This window comes from Arthrobacter sp. AOP29-A2-19, assembly GCF_058138025.1.
Genome location: NZ_CM176894.1, coordinates 1,645,913 through 1,663,035 on the forward strand (window position 1 = coordinate 1,645,913; position 17,123 = coordinate 1,663,035).

Sequence of the window (17,123 nt, forward strand, 5' to 3'; positions counted from 1 at the left end):
CTAACTCTCTTCTCTCTCGACTGAATCTGAACGTTCCGCCGCGTCGTTCGCGGCGTTGCCGGCCAGCCCCGTCAGGGCTGCCCAGCGAGGGTCTAACACCTCGTGGTGGTGGTCCGGATCCTCGTTGAGGCTTATTCCGCATTCGGAACAGAGGCCTTTGCAGTCCTCCCGGCACACCGGCTGGAACGGCAGTGCGGTCACCACAGCGTCCCGCAGTACCGATTCGAGGTCGACATGGTCGTCCACAACCTGGTACTGCTCTGCTTCTTCCTCGTCGGGCACTTCCGTGCCTTCGTAGTAGAAAAGCTCTTGAATGTCGGCTGCGAGGTCGTACGCGATGGGCCCCAGGCAACGGCCGCATTCGCCGGTGACACCGGCGTAGGCGGTTCCCGAAACCAGGATCCCTTCGTGCACGGCCTCGAATCTCAGGTCGAGGTCGACTGGCGACCCTTCCCGAACCCCGATCAAGGCGACGCCCAGCTCGGCTGGTGCCGCGACCTGCTCTTCGAATGTCTTCATGCTCCCGGCGCTGCGCCCGAGGTCCCTGACCTGAATGACCAAGGGCGATCTGCGATCGATGCCGTGTGACGACGAACGATCTGAACGCTTTTCGCTGATGAGGACTCCCGTAGAACAATAGACCGACATTACATCTTAGCCCGAAGGTACCCGGCAGCCCAAACGAGCGGCCGCCGGGCGCGCCGCGGGAGCTTGGCAAGGAGTTTGCGCCCTCCGGCGCGGGCGGACGTGGCCAAGAGGCCCGTCGTCGCGAACCCGGCAATCCGTCCCCGGGGACGCGCGCCGGAGACGGCCGCGAAGACCCGCCTGGAATGGTTTTGGTCCCGGGCGAGGATGAACCGGTCGGCGCGTTGGGCGTAGGCGGGTTCTTGGGGCCAACCGCTGGAGGCCCCCGCGTCCAAAAGGTCCAGCAACTCGGCGCGGGTGCCGGCGATCGGGCCGGGGAGCTCCGCGTCGAGGTCCAGGTGCGATCCGTTGGGACCGAGAAAGCGTTCGCGGTCGAACTGGAAATAGTGCACGGGGCGGCCCAGGAAACTGAAGTCGAAGGCGACGCTGGAGTAGTCCGTGACGAGCGCCGCGCTTTGCTTGAGCAGATGCTGGACGTCCACCTCGCCCTGGTCCACGACCCTGGCCGGAACGTCGTCGAAGTGCGCCCTGTGGCGCTGCATGTTGGGGTGCAGACACAACAGGACCTCGAGGTTGTGCCGTTCGCACAAATCCCTGAGGCGGGGATCCAGCAAAAGGCCCCGCCACTCACGCAGATATTGCGACGGCTTGAACGACGCCGTTGTCGACAGCCAGTCGCGCCAGGTGGGAATGACCAGCAACTGGCCGGGGCGCACCGGCACATCGCCCGCGAAGAGCGCATCGAAGCGCGGCAAACCCGTGACAGCCACCTGCCGGGGGCTGTATCCGAAGTCCGACATCAGATACGCCCGCTCGCGCTCCGACGAGACGCAGACCAGGTCCGTATCGAATCCCTCCGAACGGCGACCGTAGTTGGGAACCATCCACTTGACGCCCATGACCCCGTGCTGGAGAAACACCTTGGTCGCGGACACACTTCGGCGGAACCCGGTGTGGCGTGTCGGGTAGAGGTAGGACGCGTGGTGCGTGCCCAGGATGCGCTCCGCCCGCAGGACCACCTCGAAGTGCTCCCTGGATCGGTGCGCGATCACGTTGTCCATTCCAGCCAGGTTTCGCCGGTCCGGCGCACGCTCCTCGACGACGTAGTACGCGTCGATTTCGGGGTGTTGCGCGCGGAGGTACCGGAAGAGGTGCAGACCGTTGTCCTGGGCCCTGTGCGGCAGTTCGCCCACCAGCCAAACGGGCCTTTCCCCACGGCGACGCGCCGGACGCCGACGATGGTCGAGGAAGACCTGGAACGCCTCCTCCCCGACGACGTCGAGCATGAGGGAGAGGGCCCGCCGCTTGAACGTGTAGTAGGGGGTCACGACCAGCGTTTGGCCGTCCTTGGCCGCGTGCCCGGAGTCCGTGGTGGCGCGCACCAACGGATGGGTGCCGACCACACGCGCCCGCTGCGGCGTGGCCGTCCCCTCCATGTCTACGTGCAGCCACAGGTCGTAATAGTCCGCGGAGCTGAAATCGGTCCAATCGAGCCCGCCCAGGTCCAACGAGCCGTCCCACAGGATCCTGCCCTGGCCGAGCGTGCGCCGTTCGGCGGCGCGGCTGTGCCGCAACCGCACCGGCACTTGCCATTCCTGGCCCGTTCCGCGCGCAACAAGGGACAGCCGCGCTCCCGTCGCCCTGGCGCCACCGGTCCGCAGGACGCCACTCACCGCCACGGTCCCGCCGGCGGCGTCGACCCTGGCCGCCGAGGCCTCGAGCTCGGGACGTCCGGGCAGCGGGTCAACCGCGGGGGCGAGCGACCGGCGGCGGGCCGCCAGCGACGCCGCTTCCCGCATCAGGGCCCGTAGGGCGGGTGTTTCAGCCACGCGTACCTACCGCCTTCTCGAATCGCGAGGGGAAGGGAAAGAAGGAGCCGAGGAAATTGGCGAGCATGGCTCCGCGCGCCTGCCCGTCCCGGACAGACCTCACTTGGTTGAGGCAGAACATTTCCGGTGGCGCGTTCCACAGCAGGCGCGCCAGCAGAAGTTGGGCCCTTGGATCGTCGAGGTCCACGTAGCGGTAGTCCACGGACGACACCACGGCGCGCCCCGTCCCCACGCCGTAGTAGTGCGCCAGCGACGAGGGGATGGACAGGTCGGAGTCGCTTCGAAACCGGGCCGCGGAGGTGGCGGCAACAAGCTCGGGGTAGTCCCTGTCGATGTCCTCTAGCGTGGACCGGACCTGGGCGTGCACCGTGTGCTTGAACTTGAACGACGCCGTCCTCTGGAAACGGTCCAGCAACACGGCGCGGTTGTTGGCCGCGGCCGTATCGACGGGGAGGGCGCCGGGGCCACCCTGGATCCGCTGGCGGCTGGGGAAGATCCGCGCCGCGCCACCGGGGGTAAAGAAGGTCTCCGGACCGACTCCGCGCCCGAGGAACACGTCGTCGTTCAGGTACAGAAATTGCTCCGTCAGCCCGGAAATCCGGTGGAGGTTCGCCTCGATCGCATGGGAGTTGAACGTCGGCAGGTGGGACGGGTCGGCGAAGATCTCGCCGTGGTCCACCACGGTGATGCCCGGCGCGGACGTGTCCAGCCAGTCCGGCACCTGTCCTGCGGTGACCAGGTGCACGTGGCGGATCCAGGGGGCGAAATACTCCAGCGACCGCAGCGAATACCTGAGCTCGTCGTGGGAGGCGAACCTGGCGTCGTCGTTGGAGGTGGGCGGGAGGCCGGCGGCCCGGGCCCCTGCAGCGGCGCGCCTGGTTTCGAGCCATCGCGGATCCGAGCCGTCCACCCACGTGTAGACGGCGTCGACGGGGAAGTCCACGGCCAAGATGTCCTTCGCCGGCACGGGGGGGCGTTCACCGACCAGCGCCAGGGGCGCGGCGAGCGCGTTGGACAACGCTCCGCGCCTGCCATGAAGGGCGGGGTCCGCCACCCGGAACGATGCGACCGTGCCCGGGGGCCCGTGCACGCCCGCGTCCGCCACGACCGCGAGCCCGGAGCGGCGCAGGTGCCCGACCAGGCGATCCTCGCCAGTGCCCGGCTCCTGGCGGACCACGTGCCAGGCCTCGCCCAGCAGTGTCTCCGTGGCAGATTCGGCAGGGTAGGCCGCCAGGGCCTCCGCCAGCCGCGCGGCCCCCCGGTCGCGAAGCTCGGACGCCGGGCCGCGGAACGCGGGAAGTTGGGCCTTGTCGACTGCGCCGATCGCGCGACGCAGGATGGGATCCGGGACGACCTGCGCCAAACGTCCACGCCACGCTGACATCTATATTCCCTCCATAGCGCCTCCGGCTTCCCGGGGCAGCGGCAAGCTGCGCAACAAGCAGAAGTACGGGTCGGGGCCCTGGCCCTCCGGCCCCCCAGCAATGTTAGCAAGCACCCGCCTCCCGCCCCGGGTGCGCGCGGCCGTGGCACCATCCCCCACGCGGATAGGCTGGATCCATGGCCATCGTCTTGAAACTCCGGCGCGCGGGTCGCCGCGCCGCCGCCCGGATCGGATCGCTCGCGGCGGCGCGGCGCGCCCACGCCGCGCTGGCCCAACGCCCCCCGGCCGCGCCTTCGACGCCCTTCGCGCTGTATTTCGCCGATTCGCCAGTGGGGTACTACCAACTCGGACAATGGTTGGCGCCACTCGCGGCGCTGGCCAGGGACGCGGCCCCGGTGGCGCTCATTGTGCGGGACGCGCGGACGGCCCTGCGCGCCGCCGGCGAGACCGCGCTGCCGATTGTGCTTGCGGCCGGATCCGCGGACGTCGAGGAATTCGTGCGTCGGCACGGCGTCCAGGTGCTGTTCTACGTGAACAACAACCAGGCGAACTTCACCACCCTTCGGATCAACGGCCCGGCCCACGTCCACCTGAGCCATGGCGAGAGCGAAAAGACGTCGATGGCCTCCAATCAACTGAAGGCCTACGACTTCGCCTTTGTGGCCGGCCAGGCCGCCGTCGACCGCATCACGGACAACGTCCCGCGCTTAGACGCCTCGCATCTGAAGGCCATCGGCAGGCCGCAGCTGGATCAGGTGCGGCGCACGCGCCCCGAGGGCGACCGAGTGACGGTGCTCTACGCACCCACCTGGGAGGGCGACGGCAAGGACATGGCCTACAGCTCCCTCGCCTCGCACGGCAGCGCTCTGGTCGCCGCCCTTCTTGCGGACCCGCGGTTCCGCCTGATCTATCGCCCGCACCCCAAAACGGGCTCGGCCGAGGCGCACTTCGCGTCCCTGGACCGCTCCCTCGCGCGATCCATAGACGCGGCGTCCGGGGACGGACACCGGGTCGACCGCTCGCCGAATCCGTGGGAGGCACTTGGCGAAGCCGACGTCGTTGTGGCGGACGTCTCCGCGATGGCCGTGGACGCGGTGGGTCTGGACCTGCCCCTCGTCGTTTGCGGCGGCGAGGCACGCCCGGTGGCAGGGCACGGCAGCGGGTCGGGAGGCGCGCCGCCACGCCTGGTCGAGTCCGCGACACACTGGGACCGCGGCGTGCCCGCCTCGGCGGCGGACGATTTGGCTGCCTTGGCCAACAACCCCGTCGGAGCGCGGCAACACGCCTACAGGTCCTACGTTTTCGGCGACACCGAGGCGTCCGGCCTGACTCGGTTCATCGCGGCCAGCGCCGGCCTGCTGGGAGCGCACGGGCAAGCCGGGGCCGCAGCCTCCTCGTAGGCGGGGGCTCTACACTTGTTTGGTACTTGGCAGGTCCGCTGCCGCAAATCGGGATGCCGGGCACGACGCCGGGCCGCCCCAAATCAACTTCCCCAGGAGATGGTGTGAGCCCAGGGACAACCCGGGCGCGGAACTTCCGCGCCGACATCGAGGGACTGCGCGCCATCGCAGTGGGCCTGGTCGTGATCTACCACCTCTGGCCGAACCGCCTGCCGGGCGGGTTTGTCGGTGTCGACGTCTTCTTCGTCATCTCCGGGTACCTGATCACGTCCCACCTGATCTCGCGTCCGCCACGCAACCTGGCCGATCTCGGGGCGTTCTGGGCGCGGCGTGCCCGGCGCCTGCTGCCGGCTTCCCTGACCGTCCTGCTGGCGGTCCTGGTGGCCTCGAGGCTGATCGGTTCCGAGACCCAATGGCGGACCACCGCAACGGACGTCATCGCCGCGACGTTCTACGGGGTCAACTGGAAGTTCGCGGCCGACTCGGTCGACTATCTCGCCGCCCAGGAAGCCGCCTCGCCGGTTCAGCACTTCTGGTCCCTCTCCTTGGAGGAGCAGTTCTACCTCTTCTGGCCGATCCTCGTCCTGCTGGCGTTCCACGCGGCGCGGACCTGGACGAGGAGCTCCATCCGTCCGCTGATCCTGGTGGTGTGCGCGGCCAGCTTCGGCGTCGGCGCCTGGCTTTCGTTCACGGATCCGGCCAGTGCCTATTTCGTCACGCACACGCGCATCTGGGAGCTGGCAGTCGGCGGTCTGGTCGCGAGCACGGTGCCGTTGGCCGAGCGGCCGATACCACGTTGGGTCTCGGGAGCGGCCGCCTGGGCAGGCATCGCCGCAGTGGCCGCCGCCGGCCTCCTGCTCACCTCGTCGCTCCCCTATCCCGGCTTCGCCGCCCTCCTGCCCGTGCTGGGGACGGCCCTCGTCATCTGGTCGCAGGCGACCGGCGCGTCGACACCCGACGGCGTGCTGGGGGTCGCGCCCATCCAATGGGCCGGCGGCGTTTCCTACGCGATCTACCTCTGGCACTGGCCGCTCATCGTCTTCGCGGAAGAGCTTCAGGGGCACAGAACCCTCGCCACCAATCTGGTGATCCTGGCGCTGACGCTCGCCCTGGCCGCCCTGTCGAAGCGGTTCATCGAGGACCGCTTCCGCCGCCCGCGCGGCCTGCGGCCCACCCGGCGCGCCCTGTTGACGGCCGCGGCGGGGATGGCCCTCGTCGGCGTGCTCGGGGCCGGCCAGATCGTGGAGACCCGCGTGTCCGAGGACCGTCAGCAGGCCCAGCTGGACGCCATCGAATCGGGCGACTGCTTCGGCGCCATGTCCTTGGCGTCGCCCGCCGAGTGCGCGGACATGCTCGGCGCCGCCGCGGCGGTTTCCCCGGCGACGGCAAGCGAGGACAAGCCGGTACTCTACGACGACGGCTGCCTGGTCAAGAGTCCCTACGAGCTCAAGACGTGCACCTACGGCGACGGCGACGTCGACGTCGCGCTCGTGGGCAACTCGCACGCCGGGCAGTGGCTCGCGCCGCTGATGAAGATGGCCGGGGAGAACAACCTGCGGATCACCACCTACCTTGCGTCGACGTGCAACGCCACCGAGACGCGGTTGCAGTACGGCGGCGCGGAGACGGCGGACAACTGCCACCGCTGGGGACAGGACGTCCTGAAGGCGACGTCGGGCGACGCGTACGACCTGGTGATCACGACCCAGCGCAACGTGCTGCCCGCCGAGGGCCATTCCGCCGACGACTCCTACCAGGCATGGTTCGACGGGTACCGCTCATACCTGGAGCGCTGGGCGTCGGCCAAAACGAACCTGCTTGTCCTGCACGACACCCCGTTCCCGGGGGCGACGCTCGAGGACGTCCCGGAATGCCTGGCGCAGAACGAGGACGACCCCGACGCGTGCTCCGGCGCCGCGGACACCTGGATTCCCGAAGACCCGCTCTTCGACGCGGCGGGCGACGTGGCCGGGGTCGAGCGCGCCACACTCAACGAGTACATCTGCGAACCCTCCCGCTGCCGTTCCGTTGTTGGCGCGGCCATCGTCTACTTCGACGAGTCGCACCTCACCGAGACCTACTCGGCGTCCATGTCGCCGGTGCTGGAGCGCGTTGTCAGGGAGTCTTTGCCGCGCTAGGCGGCGCACCCGGGCGCCCGCCCACCAAGACGTCGCTCCGTTAGACTGGCCGTCGTTGCCCCAACCAAGGAAGAATCAATGTCCCCCTCCTCTTCGGCGGAACACCCCCGTCTCCAGTCCGCCTCCGCCGTCGTCAAGAAGTCGGCGCGCAGGGTGGCCCGCGCGGCGCTGCCGCTGGTCCAACGTGCCGCGGGCAGCCAGCCGGTTCCCGCCAAGACGGTGCCGGCCCGCTCCGGCGGAGTCCCGGCGGGGGGAACGGACGGCGGTTGGAAGACCGTGGCCCGCACTGTCACCGGATCCCCGGATTCCCGTCCGGCGGAGGTCGCCGACGTCGCGGAGCTCGCCCGTGTGCAGGCGCGCGCCGTCCAACTGATCGCCGAGGGGCACAGCCCGGCGGAGGCGTTCACCGAGGTGGCGCGCGACCTGTTCAAGTCGGGCCAGGTTGCCCGGGCCCTGGCCTTCGGGCACTCGCTGAACCGCCACCGCGACACGGAGCGTTTGGGCCGCGCCGTGTTGGGAATGTGCTTCCTCAAGACCGGAACCTCCGCCAGCGCGTGGGCCGCATTCGAGCCGCTCGCCGGGGAACCCGAGGTCGCCGGAGCGGCGCAGGAGTTCTACGCCGCGGCCTACGAGACACTCGGCCCGGAGGCCGAGTCGTACCTCCGCCGCGACCTCGACGCGGGAAACCACCACGCCTGGAACACCCGCGCGCTGCTGCGCACCGCGCAGAAGGCCGCCCGCTTCGGCCAACTGTCGTCGGCCCGCGAACTGATGGATGCCGGCACCGAACGCATCGGCAAGGCCGGGTTCCCCTACTACCGCAAGGAGTTCGCGCGGCTTGAATCGTGGCTGCCCGGCGGCTCGCGCACGCTGGCCCCGCAGACGACGCCGGGCGCAGTCAACTTCGGCGTGATCAGCTACCAGCAGCCGGACAACGCCACGCGCAACATCGGCGACTACATCCAGACCATCGCGTCACTGGGCCACCTGGCGCGGCAGGACGGCTTCGAGTTCGTGGGCGAGCCCGAGCTGGTCGGCTTCGCCAGGGAACTGCGCTCAACCGTCAAGCCCGAACGCCGGGTCGACGGCCCGTCGGCGACCATCAACCTCTTTGAACTGCACCGCGACGCCAACACGCTGCAGGACCTGCCCGAGCCCACCTGGGCGATCCTCTTCGGGTGGTACATGCACGACGCGTTCGGCCTGGGCTACAACCTCCCCTTCAACCCCAATCTGCGCCCCATCCCGCTCTCCGTTTTCATCCGCTACCCGGAGATGCTGACCCCCGAGGCCATCGACTACCTCCGGCGCTACGCGCCGATCGGCTGCCGCGACTGGCAGACCGTGGCTCTCCTCACAGCCGCCGGCATCCCGGCGTTCTTCTCGGGGTGCCTCACAACCACCGTCGACACGGTCTTCCGCCGCACCGGCGAGGACACGCGGAACGCAAGGCTTTTCGTCGACGCGCCGGTGACCGGTCCCGGCGACTCGCGGGAGCAGGAGGTTCAGGGCGTCCGCGACATGAGCCTCGTGGAGAACCTCCGTCAGGCGCGTGCCTGGGTAGACACCTACAACCTCAAGTACAACGACGTTGTGACCTCCCGCCTGCACTGCTATCTGCCCGCCCGTTCCGTGGGCAGCAAGGTCACCTTCCTGCCCAAGAACCCGTCCGACAATCGCTTCGGCGGGCTGTACGACCTTCCGGACGAAGCCTTCGATTCCATGCGTCAGGGCATCCTGGACAAGCTGCAGGCCATGCTGACGCTGATCGCGTCCGGCGCCCCGCAGGACGAGGTCTATGCGCACTGGCGCGAGTTGTGCGCCCCCGACGTCGCGGCGGCCGCCGACCGGTTGGAGGCCGATGCGGAACTTCCCGTCCTGGCGCCCGAGACGGTCGATTCCTTGGTGGCCGCCCTGACGGCGGGCCTGGACGACGGATTCTCCTCGGCCGGTGCCGACAGCATCGACGTTGTGGTCGATTGCCGACGCGGCGACGAGGACCACCTTCCGACGATGATCGCCTCGGTCGCCGGCAAGTCGTCCTCCCCGTTGCGGTGGACGATCGTCGCCGACGCGCCGAGCGCCGGACAGAGGTCCGCGGCGACCAAGGCGGCGGGCGGTTCCCCGGTTGCGTTCCTGCACGGCAAGACTCTGGCGGAGGCTGGCCTCACCGGACCGCATGCCCGGTCGCACCGGCACGACGTCGCAGTCTCTGTGGCGCCTCTGCTGTCCTCCTCGTCCCGTCGCGCCGTCTTCCTGCCCGCCGCCTCGGAGTTCGACGGCGACATCGCGGACCTTGCCCGGCAGTTGCCTGACGGCGCCGTCGTCGCGGCACGCGCCGAACGGCGCAACGGGCGCGGCAGCGGATTCGACATGATCCGCCGCGTCGCAAACCGCCAGAAGCAAGACCACGAGCGCGCGCTGCGGCTCAACTTCGAGGGCACGCAGTCCGTGGACTTCGACTTCACCCCGTTGGACGCCAACGTCATGGTCGTGGACCTCGAGGGCGCGCGCCGGGACAACATCGTGGGCCGCATGGCGGCGCTGGTGGCGGAGTACGGCATGAACTACCGCGAGGCGGCGGCAACGGTCGTTGGATCCGGCTGGGCCGAGCTGGACGCGACGTACAACTATTCGCCGGCCAACGAGCTGGTCCCGGGGGCCAAGGTCTTCAATTGGAGGCAGGGCGCCAAGCCGTGGTCCGAGCTGTACGTGCCGTCCCCTTCCGCCTAGCAGTTACCCCCGGCGCCGCCACCACCGACTGAAAGCGAGTCATGAACCCCGCCTCGATTCCCCTTCCCCGCCGGCTGGTGCCACGCCGGCTCCGCACCACGGCAGACCGCTCGCCGCGCCGCGCCCTCGAGGTCCGGCAGGTCGGTGACAGCCTCACGGCAACGGTCACACTCGCAGCGGGAATCGCGGCGGAGGGACTCTGGCTCTCCTTCGGTGGCGACCAGTGGGTCGAGTTGGAGACGTCGGTGCGCACCCTGCCCACGGCCCCTGTTGGGCCCGATGGGCGCCAGACGGTCCGGTGTGAGATCACGCTGAACCTGGCGAGCGTCCACGAGCGTGTCGCGGCGGCCGTCAAGGGGCTTCCCGCTCCGTTGCCGCAGACCGCTCCCGTGGACGACGCGGACTCGACGGCCAGGACGTGGGACGAATGTGTGCTGGACGGTTCGTGGGACAACCGTTCGACCTTGTACCTCCAGGTCTCCTCGCCCGGAACGGCGGTGATGGGAGGCGCGCGGTTCGACGACGGCGCGGATCATGACCCGACGTCGGACGAGCGGGTCAGCTATCGCGTGACCTTCGGCCGGTACCGTCACACGCGGTTGGAGGGACTCCGCGAGGTCCGTGCCGGGCAGGGCTCGCTCACTCCCTATCCCAATCGGCGCGGTGTGCTCGGCCTGCGGCTCAATGCCTCGGTGGATCCCTACCAGCGCGTGATCGTCTCGCGGCTGAGGGTCCGGCAGGGCATCCTGGAACTGCGCGGGGAGGTCCGCACCCGGCACACCCGCGTGTCGTCGACGGAGCTCGTCCTGACGGCGCGTGGCTCGGACGGCTCCTGGGCCTCCCCCGTTCGCCTCGTCGAAGACGACGCGTGGCGGTCGGAACACTTCGGGCACGGCCGCTACGAGTTCTCGACCACGTTCGACTTCGGCAAGCTCCTAACCGCCGACCTGCCGGCGGACCAGATCCTCGACGCCTGGCTGGTGTCCGCGGCTGTGGACGCCGAGGACAGGCACTGGGCGCGGATCGGCCGCACGCCGTTCCTGGAACGTCAGCTGTCCAACACGGACGGCGTCCGCGGACCCGAGCAATCGCTGCTGGTGGTGCCCTACTACACGATGAAGGCCAAGAACACGTCCTTCCGCATCGAGCGCTTCTCGACGGACGCCTACGACCTCCTGCGAGGCGCGCTGCGCCGTCCCGCGGTCAGCTACGCGCCCGGGCACGGGCGCCGCATCTGGATTGTCGGCGAGCAGCCGGACCGCGCCCAGGACACCGGCCTGGCGTTCTTCCGCCACTTGCGCCAGAACCACCCGGAAATCGACGCCTACTACGTCATCGACCGGACGGCGCCGGAGGCCCGGAACCTTGACGGTCTGGACCACGTTGTGGACTACCGGTCCCCGGAGCACATCGACCTCACGCTGCGGGCCGAGCGCATAGTGGGCTCGCACCATCCGGAGTACCTGTATCCCAGCCGCTCCCGGGCCTTCGCGCAGCTGGTCCGCGCCCGCCACGTGTTCCTGCAGCACGGTGTGATCGCCATGAAGTGGATGGCCCAGACCTACGGCAAGGACGTGCCCTCGTTCCGGACGGACCTGTTTGTGGTCAGCTCCGAACGCGAGAAGCAGTTCATCGTGCACGACCTCGGCTACGACCCGCAGTCCGTGGTGGTCACCGGCCTGGCCCGCTTCGACACGCTCCTCGACGGGAAGACTCCGGCACGCCCCAACCAGGTTCTGATCATGCCCACCTGGCGCGATTGGATGCACACCACCAGCCAGTTCCTGGAGTCCGAGTACTTCGCCGCGTGGCACGGACTCCTGCGAGATCCGGCCTTCCGGGCCGTGGTCGAGGAGAACAACCTGGACGTTGTCCTCAGCCTGCATCCCAACATGCAGCCGTATCTGGAGCACTTTGCCGACGTCCCGGCGCGGATCGTGCTGCAGGGCGAGGTGGACGTCCAGCACCTCATCAAGGAGAGCGCGGTGCTGGTCACCGACTACTCGAGCGTCGCGTGGGACTTCTCCTTCCTGCACAAACCCGTCCTCTTCTACCAGTTCGACCGCGCACGGATGTTCTCGCGCACCCGGCCGCACATGGACATGGAGTCCGAACTGCCGGGCCCGGCGTCCGCCAGCGGACCCGAACTGGTGGCGGAACTCGCGGCCGCCTGCGCCCGCGGGCTGGCCATGGAGGCGGAGTTCGTGGAGCGCGCCGACAAGTTCATCGCCCACCGCGACACGCACAATGCCGAACGCATTTTCGAGGCCGTCGAACCGGCCGGCCGGCCGCTGGTGCCGGGACAGGCCGTGGTGACCAAGGAGCTTCGCACGACGGGCGTCAAGGTCTTCCGCAAGAGCCGCTTCTACCATCCCGTGATGCGCAGGTTCTACAAGCTGCTGTCGCTGCTGCCGCCGGATCCGGGCATCGTCTTCTTCGAAAGTGGCCTGGCGCGCCAGATGAACGACAGCCCGCGGGCCATCTACGACGAGCTGGTGCGGCGCAACGACCCGCGGCTGCGCGTCTGGTCGTACCGGGGGCGCGTGTTTTTGCCCGACGAGAACAGCCGGGTCGTGAAGCCCTATTCGCCCAGCTACTTCTGGTACCTGGGCCGGGCGAAGTACTGGGTGAGCAACCAGAACCTGCCGTACTACATCACCCGCGGACGGCAACGGGTCTACCTCCAGACATGGCATGGAACGCCACTGAAGAAGATGGCGAGCGACGTGGAGGAGATCCACGGCCGCGATGCCGGCTACCTGGACCGGGTCACCACCGCCGCGGCCCAGTGGAGCGTGCTGCTCTCCCCCAGCCCCTACGCGACGCGCGTCATACGCAGCTCCTACGCGTACGACGGCCCGGCCCTCGAGGTCGGATACCCGCGCAACGACGTCCTGATGGGTCCGGACCGCGAGGAGACGGCGGCCCGCGTGCGCTCGGAGCTCGGCATCGCCGCGTCCGCCAAGACCGTGCTCTACGCCCCGACTTTCCGCGACGACCAGTCCGTCGGCGGCGGCCGGTTCTCGTTCGAGCTGCCCTTCTCGCTCGCGGAGTTCCACGACCGGCTCGGCGACGACGTGGTGCTGATCCTGCGCATGCACGTGCTTGTGGCGGGAAAAATCGACATCCCGGAGGAACTGCGCGAGCACGTGGTGGACGCATCGTCCTACCCGGACATCCAAGAGCTCTACCTCGCCTCGGACCTGCTCGTGACCGACTACTCGTCGGTCTTCTTCGACTACAGCCTGCTCCGGCGCCCAATGGTCTTTTTCGCCTACGACCTGGAGCGCTACAGCGAGTCCCTGCGCGGTTTCTACCTGGACTACGAGGCGACGGCACCGGGGCGGATCGAGACCACACAGGAGGGGTTCCTGGATGCAGTCGAGTCCGGCTTGAGGGAAGGTGTCGCGGACGAGGATCGGCTCGACGAGTTTGTCCGCACCTACAATCCGCACGACGACGGGCATGCGACGGAACGCGCCGTCGAGATCGTCCTCGCCCACGAGCCGGCCCCCACGGCGGGGGGCCGGCTCCGCGGATGGCTCGGCCGTATCAGTGGTGCTTTAGGCTCACGTTCCCGTTGACGGTGGCGTAGGGGAACCAGGCGTTCCCCTGCGGCGCCGCGACGCGCTGGCTTCCCGCGGCGTTCTCCCAGCTCCACTCGACCGACACGTCCAGGATGTCGTCGTCCAGCGCGGAGTCCGGAGGAAAGACCTCGCCAGACACCGTGTATGCGCCGCCCTTTTCGGGGCGCGCGTCGGCGGTGCTCCGGGCGACGGCCTCGCCCGTTTTGCGCGACCGAAGCACCAGATCGATCCCCGGGGCCGCCGCCGCGGCCTTCCCCGTCTCCGCCTTCAGGACCAAGCGCCCCTCGACGTGCACTTCCGAGTCCCTCCCCGTGCGCACCGCCGCGGTGTCCAAGGAGCTTTTCGAGACCTTGACGGTGGCGGCCCTGCGCAGCAGGGCCTCGTTGAGTACTCGCGCCCAGCGTTCAACAACAGCGTCCTCACCGAAGGAGGCGGCGCGCTCCCACGCCTTCCGCGACATGCCGGCGGCCAGTTCCGGTTCCGAGATGAGGCCCACAATGCGGTCCGCCGCCGCGCGAGCGTCCCCCACCGGAACCAGGTAGCCGTTGAAACCGTCCTCCAGCAAGTCCGACGGTCCGTAGTCGATGTCGTAGGACACCACTGGGCACCCTCTGCCAAGACTTTCCATCATGGCCAAGGGAAGCCCCTCGTAGTGGCTCGGGAAAACGCAGAAGGCGGCCGTGCGGAACTGTTCGGCGGCGTCGGTAACGTGCCCGTGGAAGCGCACGGCGTCCGCCATGCCCTCGCGCTCCGCGAGGCGACGCAACTCGGCCTCCTGGCTGCCGGTCCCGTAGACGTCCACGTAGGCGCCGGGCACGCGCTCGCGGACAATCTTCATGATGGCGATGGTCTGGTCGACGTTCTTGACCTTCTCCAACCGTGTGACGGAAACACCACGGAGCGGGTCGCGGTCCTCAAACGCTGGAAGCGCCTCGACGCGTTCCCGCGGGTTTGGTACACGATAGATGTTGCTGCGTGTGCCGAAACGGCGCTCGAAATCGCTCTTCTGGCGCTCCGTCAGGAACACCACGGCGTCCCAGTCCGCGGCGCTGTCGAATGTGGCCTTGCGCACGGCACCGACCGTCCCCGTCATGGGGCTGGACCCCTCCTTGACGTGGTTCACGTGCACCAGCGCGACCTTGAGGTGCTCGCCCTGCTTCCAAGGCGCGATGAACCGCGAGGCGAACGCGCTGTCCACCATCACGGCTGAGGGCCGCCCCTCCACGATGCGGTCAAGCCACCACCGGTAGAACGGGCCCGGCCCGCTGAAGGACTGGCTCAGGCTCCCGTCCCGGGCGACGAGCTGCACCACCCGACGCCCCCCGTTGTCGACGACGCGGTCTACGACGAAGACCGACCCGTCCGGCCGCAGGTAAAGCTTGAGGAGCTCCTTCTCCGAGTCCCCGGCGGCCGTGAAGACGCGGCGGAACAGCGTGCCGTCGGACCGGTGCTCCTGGAGCTCCGATGCGCCCGCGCCCAGTACCTCGTCCGCGCTGGTGTCGGCGGGCTGGGCGCCTGTGGGCAGCTCTGACTCGGACAGCGCCTGATAGATGTTGCGGAGTTCGATGCCGGGGGCCAGCAGGCCCTTGGCGCGCAGGCGTTCCGCGCGCGCCGGGTAGTCCGGATAGGCGTCGAAGGTCAGCACGGTGGACCTGCGTCCGTGCCGCGAATACAGCTCCGCGCGCTTGAGGCACATGGCCGTCATGCCGCCGAACGTGTCTCCGACCGTGAAGACCGCCATGAAGTAGTCGCGCTCGGGAAGCACCGAGGACACCTCGCCGGGTGCGAATGGCTGCGCCCGGGCAGGGGTTCCGCTGGGGGCCACGCTTCCGGACGGGCCGGCGGGCGCGGCGGACCGGGTCTGCGGCTGGAGCTGGGTCTGGACGAGGCGATCGCGCACCTTCGCGGCGATGCGGGAAACGGGGTTGGCGCCCATCAGCTGAGTTCCTTGACGATCTGGCTGATACTGTCCAGCGTGCGCTTGAGCTCATCGACGTGGCGCTCGTCGAAGGCGCTGAGGATCCTTTTCATTTCCGTGGTGGAGATGCCCGAGGTCCGCGGCAGGTAGACCACCTCGACCTTGTCTTCGAGGTCGTCGAACTTTCCCCGCCAGTCGTCTCCGATGCCAAAGACGTCCACGTTGTACTTCTCGATGTCCAGGCGCTTCTGTTCCCAGTTCTCCTCCGGGATGGCCTCGTCGACGTACTTGATGGAGCGGACGATCTCGATGCGCTGCTCGAACGGAACAACGGGCTTCTTGCCCTTGACGGCGTTGAATTCGTCGGTCGAGACGCCGACGATCAGCCTGTCGCCGAGGCCGTGGAGCCTCTTGAGCACATTCAGGTGCCCAATGTGGAAAAGGTCAAAAGTCCCGTAGGTAAGGACTGTTCTCGTCATTCGTGACTCCGCATCGCGTGGCTGGCCAGGGTTGCATCAACTCTAGTCCACTCCGTCCGGCGGATACTTGGAGCGGGCGCCCCGCGCCCGGCCCGGGGCCCGCGCCGCTAGATGACGGGCGGTCGCCCGGCCATCGCCATGCGCAGATGCGTCCTCCACGCCAGCTTGCGGCGCCGAACGCTGTGCCAGGGCGTCGTCCGCCAACCGGAGCGCCAGCCTCCCAAGTATTGGCGCAGCGCATCGGGGTCGCGCCGCAAGCGCAGTCCCTCGATCAAGGCCCACGTCAGCGGATAGATCCACACGAACGGCCAGCGGAGGTTCCTGCGGGCCAGCCATACCCGGTTGCGGGCGTTGAGGCGGTAGAACTCGGCATGGCGCCGCGGATCCACGACGGGGTGTCCCACGCGCAGATCCCCGGCGTACCAGACCCGGTGCCCGGTGTCCCAGATCCGCCAGGCGAGTTCGATTCCCTCGTGTGCGTACCAGAACCCGCCGGCCCAACCGCCCGTGGCATCGAAAATCACCCGCGGCATCAGCAGGCAGGTCTCGCCCACGTGGAAGACATTGCTGGGGACGTCGCCGGTGCGCTTGCGCAGCCGCGGGATCCAGCGGCGCGGGGTCTGGGCCGACTCCGGGTCCACGATCCTCGGCTGGAGCAGGCCCATGTCCGTGTGCCGCTCGAAGCGCCGCACCGCCTCGGAGAGGAAGTCGGTGTCCAGGAGCCAGGAGTCGTCGTCCAGGAAAAGCAGGTACTCGCCGCCGACGTGTGCGACGCCGGCGTTCCGTCCTGCCGGAATGCCGAGGTTCTCCTCCAAGTGGACCGCCTTGCATCCCTCGGGGATCCGGGTGGGGTTCCAGCCGTTGCCGACGACTGCGACGTCCAGGTCCACACCCTCCTGCCGCATGAGCGAATCCAGGGCGCGGCCAAGTTCCACCGGCCGGTTGCCCATGGTGAGCACCACCACGCCGATCCGCGGCCGGGCCGCCGCGTCCGCGCGCGCGTCCATCGC

Annotated in this window: 10 protein-coding genes; 4 read left to right on the forward strand and 6 right to left on the reverse strand. The window is 68.8% G+C overall.

Going from position 1 to position 17,123, the window contains the following annotated elements:
- The 3 genes from AC3ZJJ_RS07625 to AC3ZJJ_RS07635 all read right to left on the reverse strand — a co-directional run bounded on the left by AC3ZJJ_RS07625 (nt 1) and on the right by AC3ZJJ_RS07635 (nt 3,858).
- Complete coding sequence (locus AC3ZJJ_RS07625; protein WP_489895085.1) at nt 1–519, reverse strand: YceD family protein; 519 nt, start codon at nt 517–519, stop codon at nt 1–3.
- A gap of 128 nt (nt 520–647) precedes the next feature.
- Entirely contained in the window at nt 648–2,474 is a 1,827-nt protein-coding gene (locus AC3ZJJ_RS07630; protein ID WP_489895087.1) for a CDP-glycerol glycerophosphotransferase family protein, read from the reverse strand.
- Nucleotides 2,467–3,858: a stealth family protein gene (locus tag AC3ZJJ_RS07635; RefSeq protein ID WP_489895097.1), complete on the reverse strand. Its 1,392-nt coding sequence runs from the start codon at nt 3,856–3,858 to the stop codon at nt 2,467–2,469. The genes AC3ZJJ_RS07630 and AC3ZJJ_RS07635 overlap by 8 nt, the downstream gene beginning before the upstream one ends.
- A gap of 176 nt (nt 3,859–4,034) precedes the next feature.
- Here AC3ZJJ_RS07635 and AC3ZJJ_RS07640 point away from each other — a divergent pair, with 176 nt between their 5' ends.
- From AC3ZJJ_RS07640 to AC3ZJJ_RS07655, 4 genes are all read left to right on the forward strand, one after another.
- Nucleotides 4,035–5,258 carry a CDP-glycerol--glycerophosphate glycerophosphotransferase gene (locus AC3ZJJ_RS07640; protein ID WP_489895103.1) on the forward strand — a complete coding sequence of 408 codons (1,224 nt, stop codon included), beginning with the start codon at nt 4,035–4,037 and terminating at the stop codon, nt 5,256–5,258.
- Nucleotides 5,259–5,362: 104 nt separating this feature from the next.
- Entirely contained in the window at nt 5,363–7,396 is a 2,034-nt protein-coding gene (locus tag AC3ZJJ_RS07645; protein WP_489895105.1) for an acyltransferase family protein, read from the forward strand.
- Nucleotides 7,397–7,474: 78 nt separating this feature from the next.
- Nucleotides 7,475–10,129 (forward strand): glycosyltransferase family protein, encoded by a 2,655-nt coding sequence (locus tag AC3ZJJ_RS07650; RefSeq protein WP_489895107.1) that lies wholly within the window; start codon nt 7,475–7,477, stop codon nt 10,127–10,129.
- Nucleotides 10,130–10,170: 41 nt separating this feature from the next.
- Nucleotides 10,171–13,713 (forward strand): CDP-glycerol glycerophosphotransferase family protein, encoded by a 3,543-nt coding sequence (locus AC3ZJJ_RS07655; protein ID WP_489895109.1) that lies wholly within the window; start codon nt 10,171–10,173, stop codon nt 13,711–13,713.
- Here AC3ZJJ_RS07655 and AC3ZJJ_RS07660 read toward each other — a convergent pair.
- From AC3ZJJ_RS07660 to AC3ZJJ_RS07670, 3 genes are all read right to left on the reverse strand, one after another.
- Nucleotides 13,682–15,652, reverse strand: a complete 1,971-nt coding sequence (locus tag AC3ZJJ_RS07660) for a glycosyltransferase (protein WP_489895111.1) — start codon at nt 15,650–15,652, stop codon at nt 13,682–13,684. The two genes, AC3ZJJ_RS07655 and AC3ZJJ_RS07660, sit on opposite strands and share 32 nt — an antisense overlap.
- Nucleotides 15,652–16,113 carry an adenylyltransferase/cytidyltransferase family protein gene (locus AC3ZJJ_RS07665; RefSeq protein ID WP_489895113.1) on the reverse strand — a complete coding sequence of 154 codons (462 nt, stop codon included), beginning with the start codon at nt 16,111–16,113 and terminating at the stop codon, nt 15,652–15,654. The genes AC3ZJJ_RS07660 and AC3ZJJ_RS07665 overlap by 1 nt, the downstream gene beginning before the upstream one ends.
- Nucleotides 16,114–16,220: 107 nt before the next feature.
- Nucleotides 16,221–17,120 carry a glycosyltransferase family 2 protein gene (locus AC3ZJJ_RS07670; RefSeq protein ID WP_489895115.1) on the reverse strand — a complete coding sequence of 300 codons (900 nt, stop codon included), beginning with the start codon at nt 17,118–17,120 and terminating at the stop codon, nt 16,221–16,223.
- Between the last annotated feature and the right edge of the window lie 3 nt (nt 17,121–17,123).

Excerpts from the sequence above, each read along its gene's own strand:
- AC3ZJJ_RS07625 (WP_489895085.1), bottom strand. The coding sequence starts at position 519 with ATGAAGACATTCGAAGAGCAGGTCGCGGCACCAGCCGAGCTGGGCGTC.
- AC3ZJJ_RS07635 (WP_489895097.1), bottom strand. The coding sequence starts at position 3,858 with ATGTCAGCGTGGCGTGGACGTTTGGCGCAGGTCGTCCCGGATCCCATC.
- AC3ZJJ_RS07640 (WP_489895103.1), top strand. The coding sequence starts at position 4,035 with ATGGCCATCGTCTTGAAACTCCGGCGCGCGGGTCGCCGCGCCGCCGCC.
- AC3ZJJ_RS07650 (WP_489895107.1), top strand. The coding sequence starts at position 7,475 with ATGTCCCCCTCCTCTTCGGCGGAACACCCCCGTCTCCAGTCCGCCTCC.
- AC3ZJJ_RS07655 (WP_489895109.1), top strand. The coding sequence starts at position 10,171 with ATGAACCCCGCCTCGATTCCCCTTCCCCGCCGGCTGGTGCCACGCCGG.
- AC3ZJJ_RS07660 (WP_489895111.1), bottom strand. The coding sequence starts at position 15,652 with ATGGGCGCCAACCCCGTTTCCCGCATCGCCGCGAAGGTGCGCGATCGC.
- AC3ZJJ_RS07665 (WP_489895113.1), bottom strand. The coding sequence starts at position 16,113 with ATGACGAGAACAGTCCTTACCTACGGGACTTTTGACCTTTTCCACATT.
- AC3ZJJ_RS07670 (WP_489895115.1), bottom strand. The coding sequence starts at position 17,120 with ATGGACGCGCGCGCGGACGCGGCGGCCCGGCCGCGGATCGGCGTGGTG.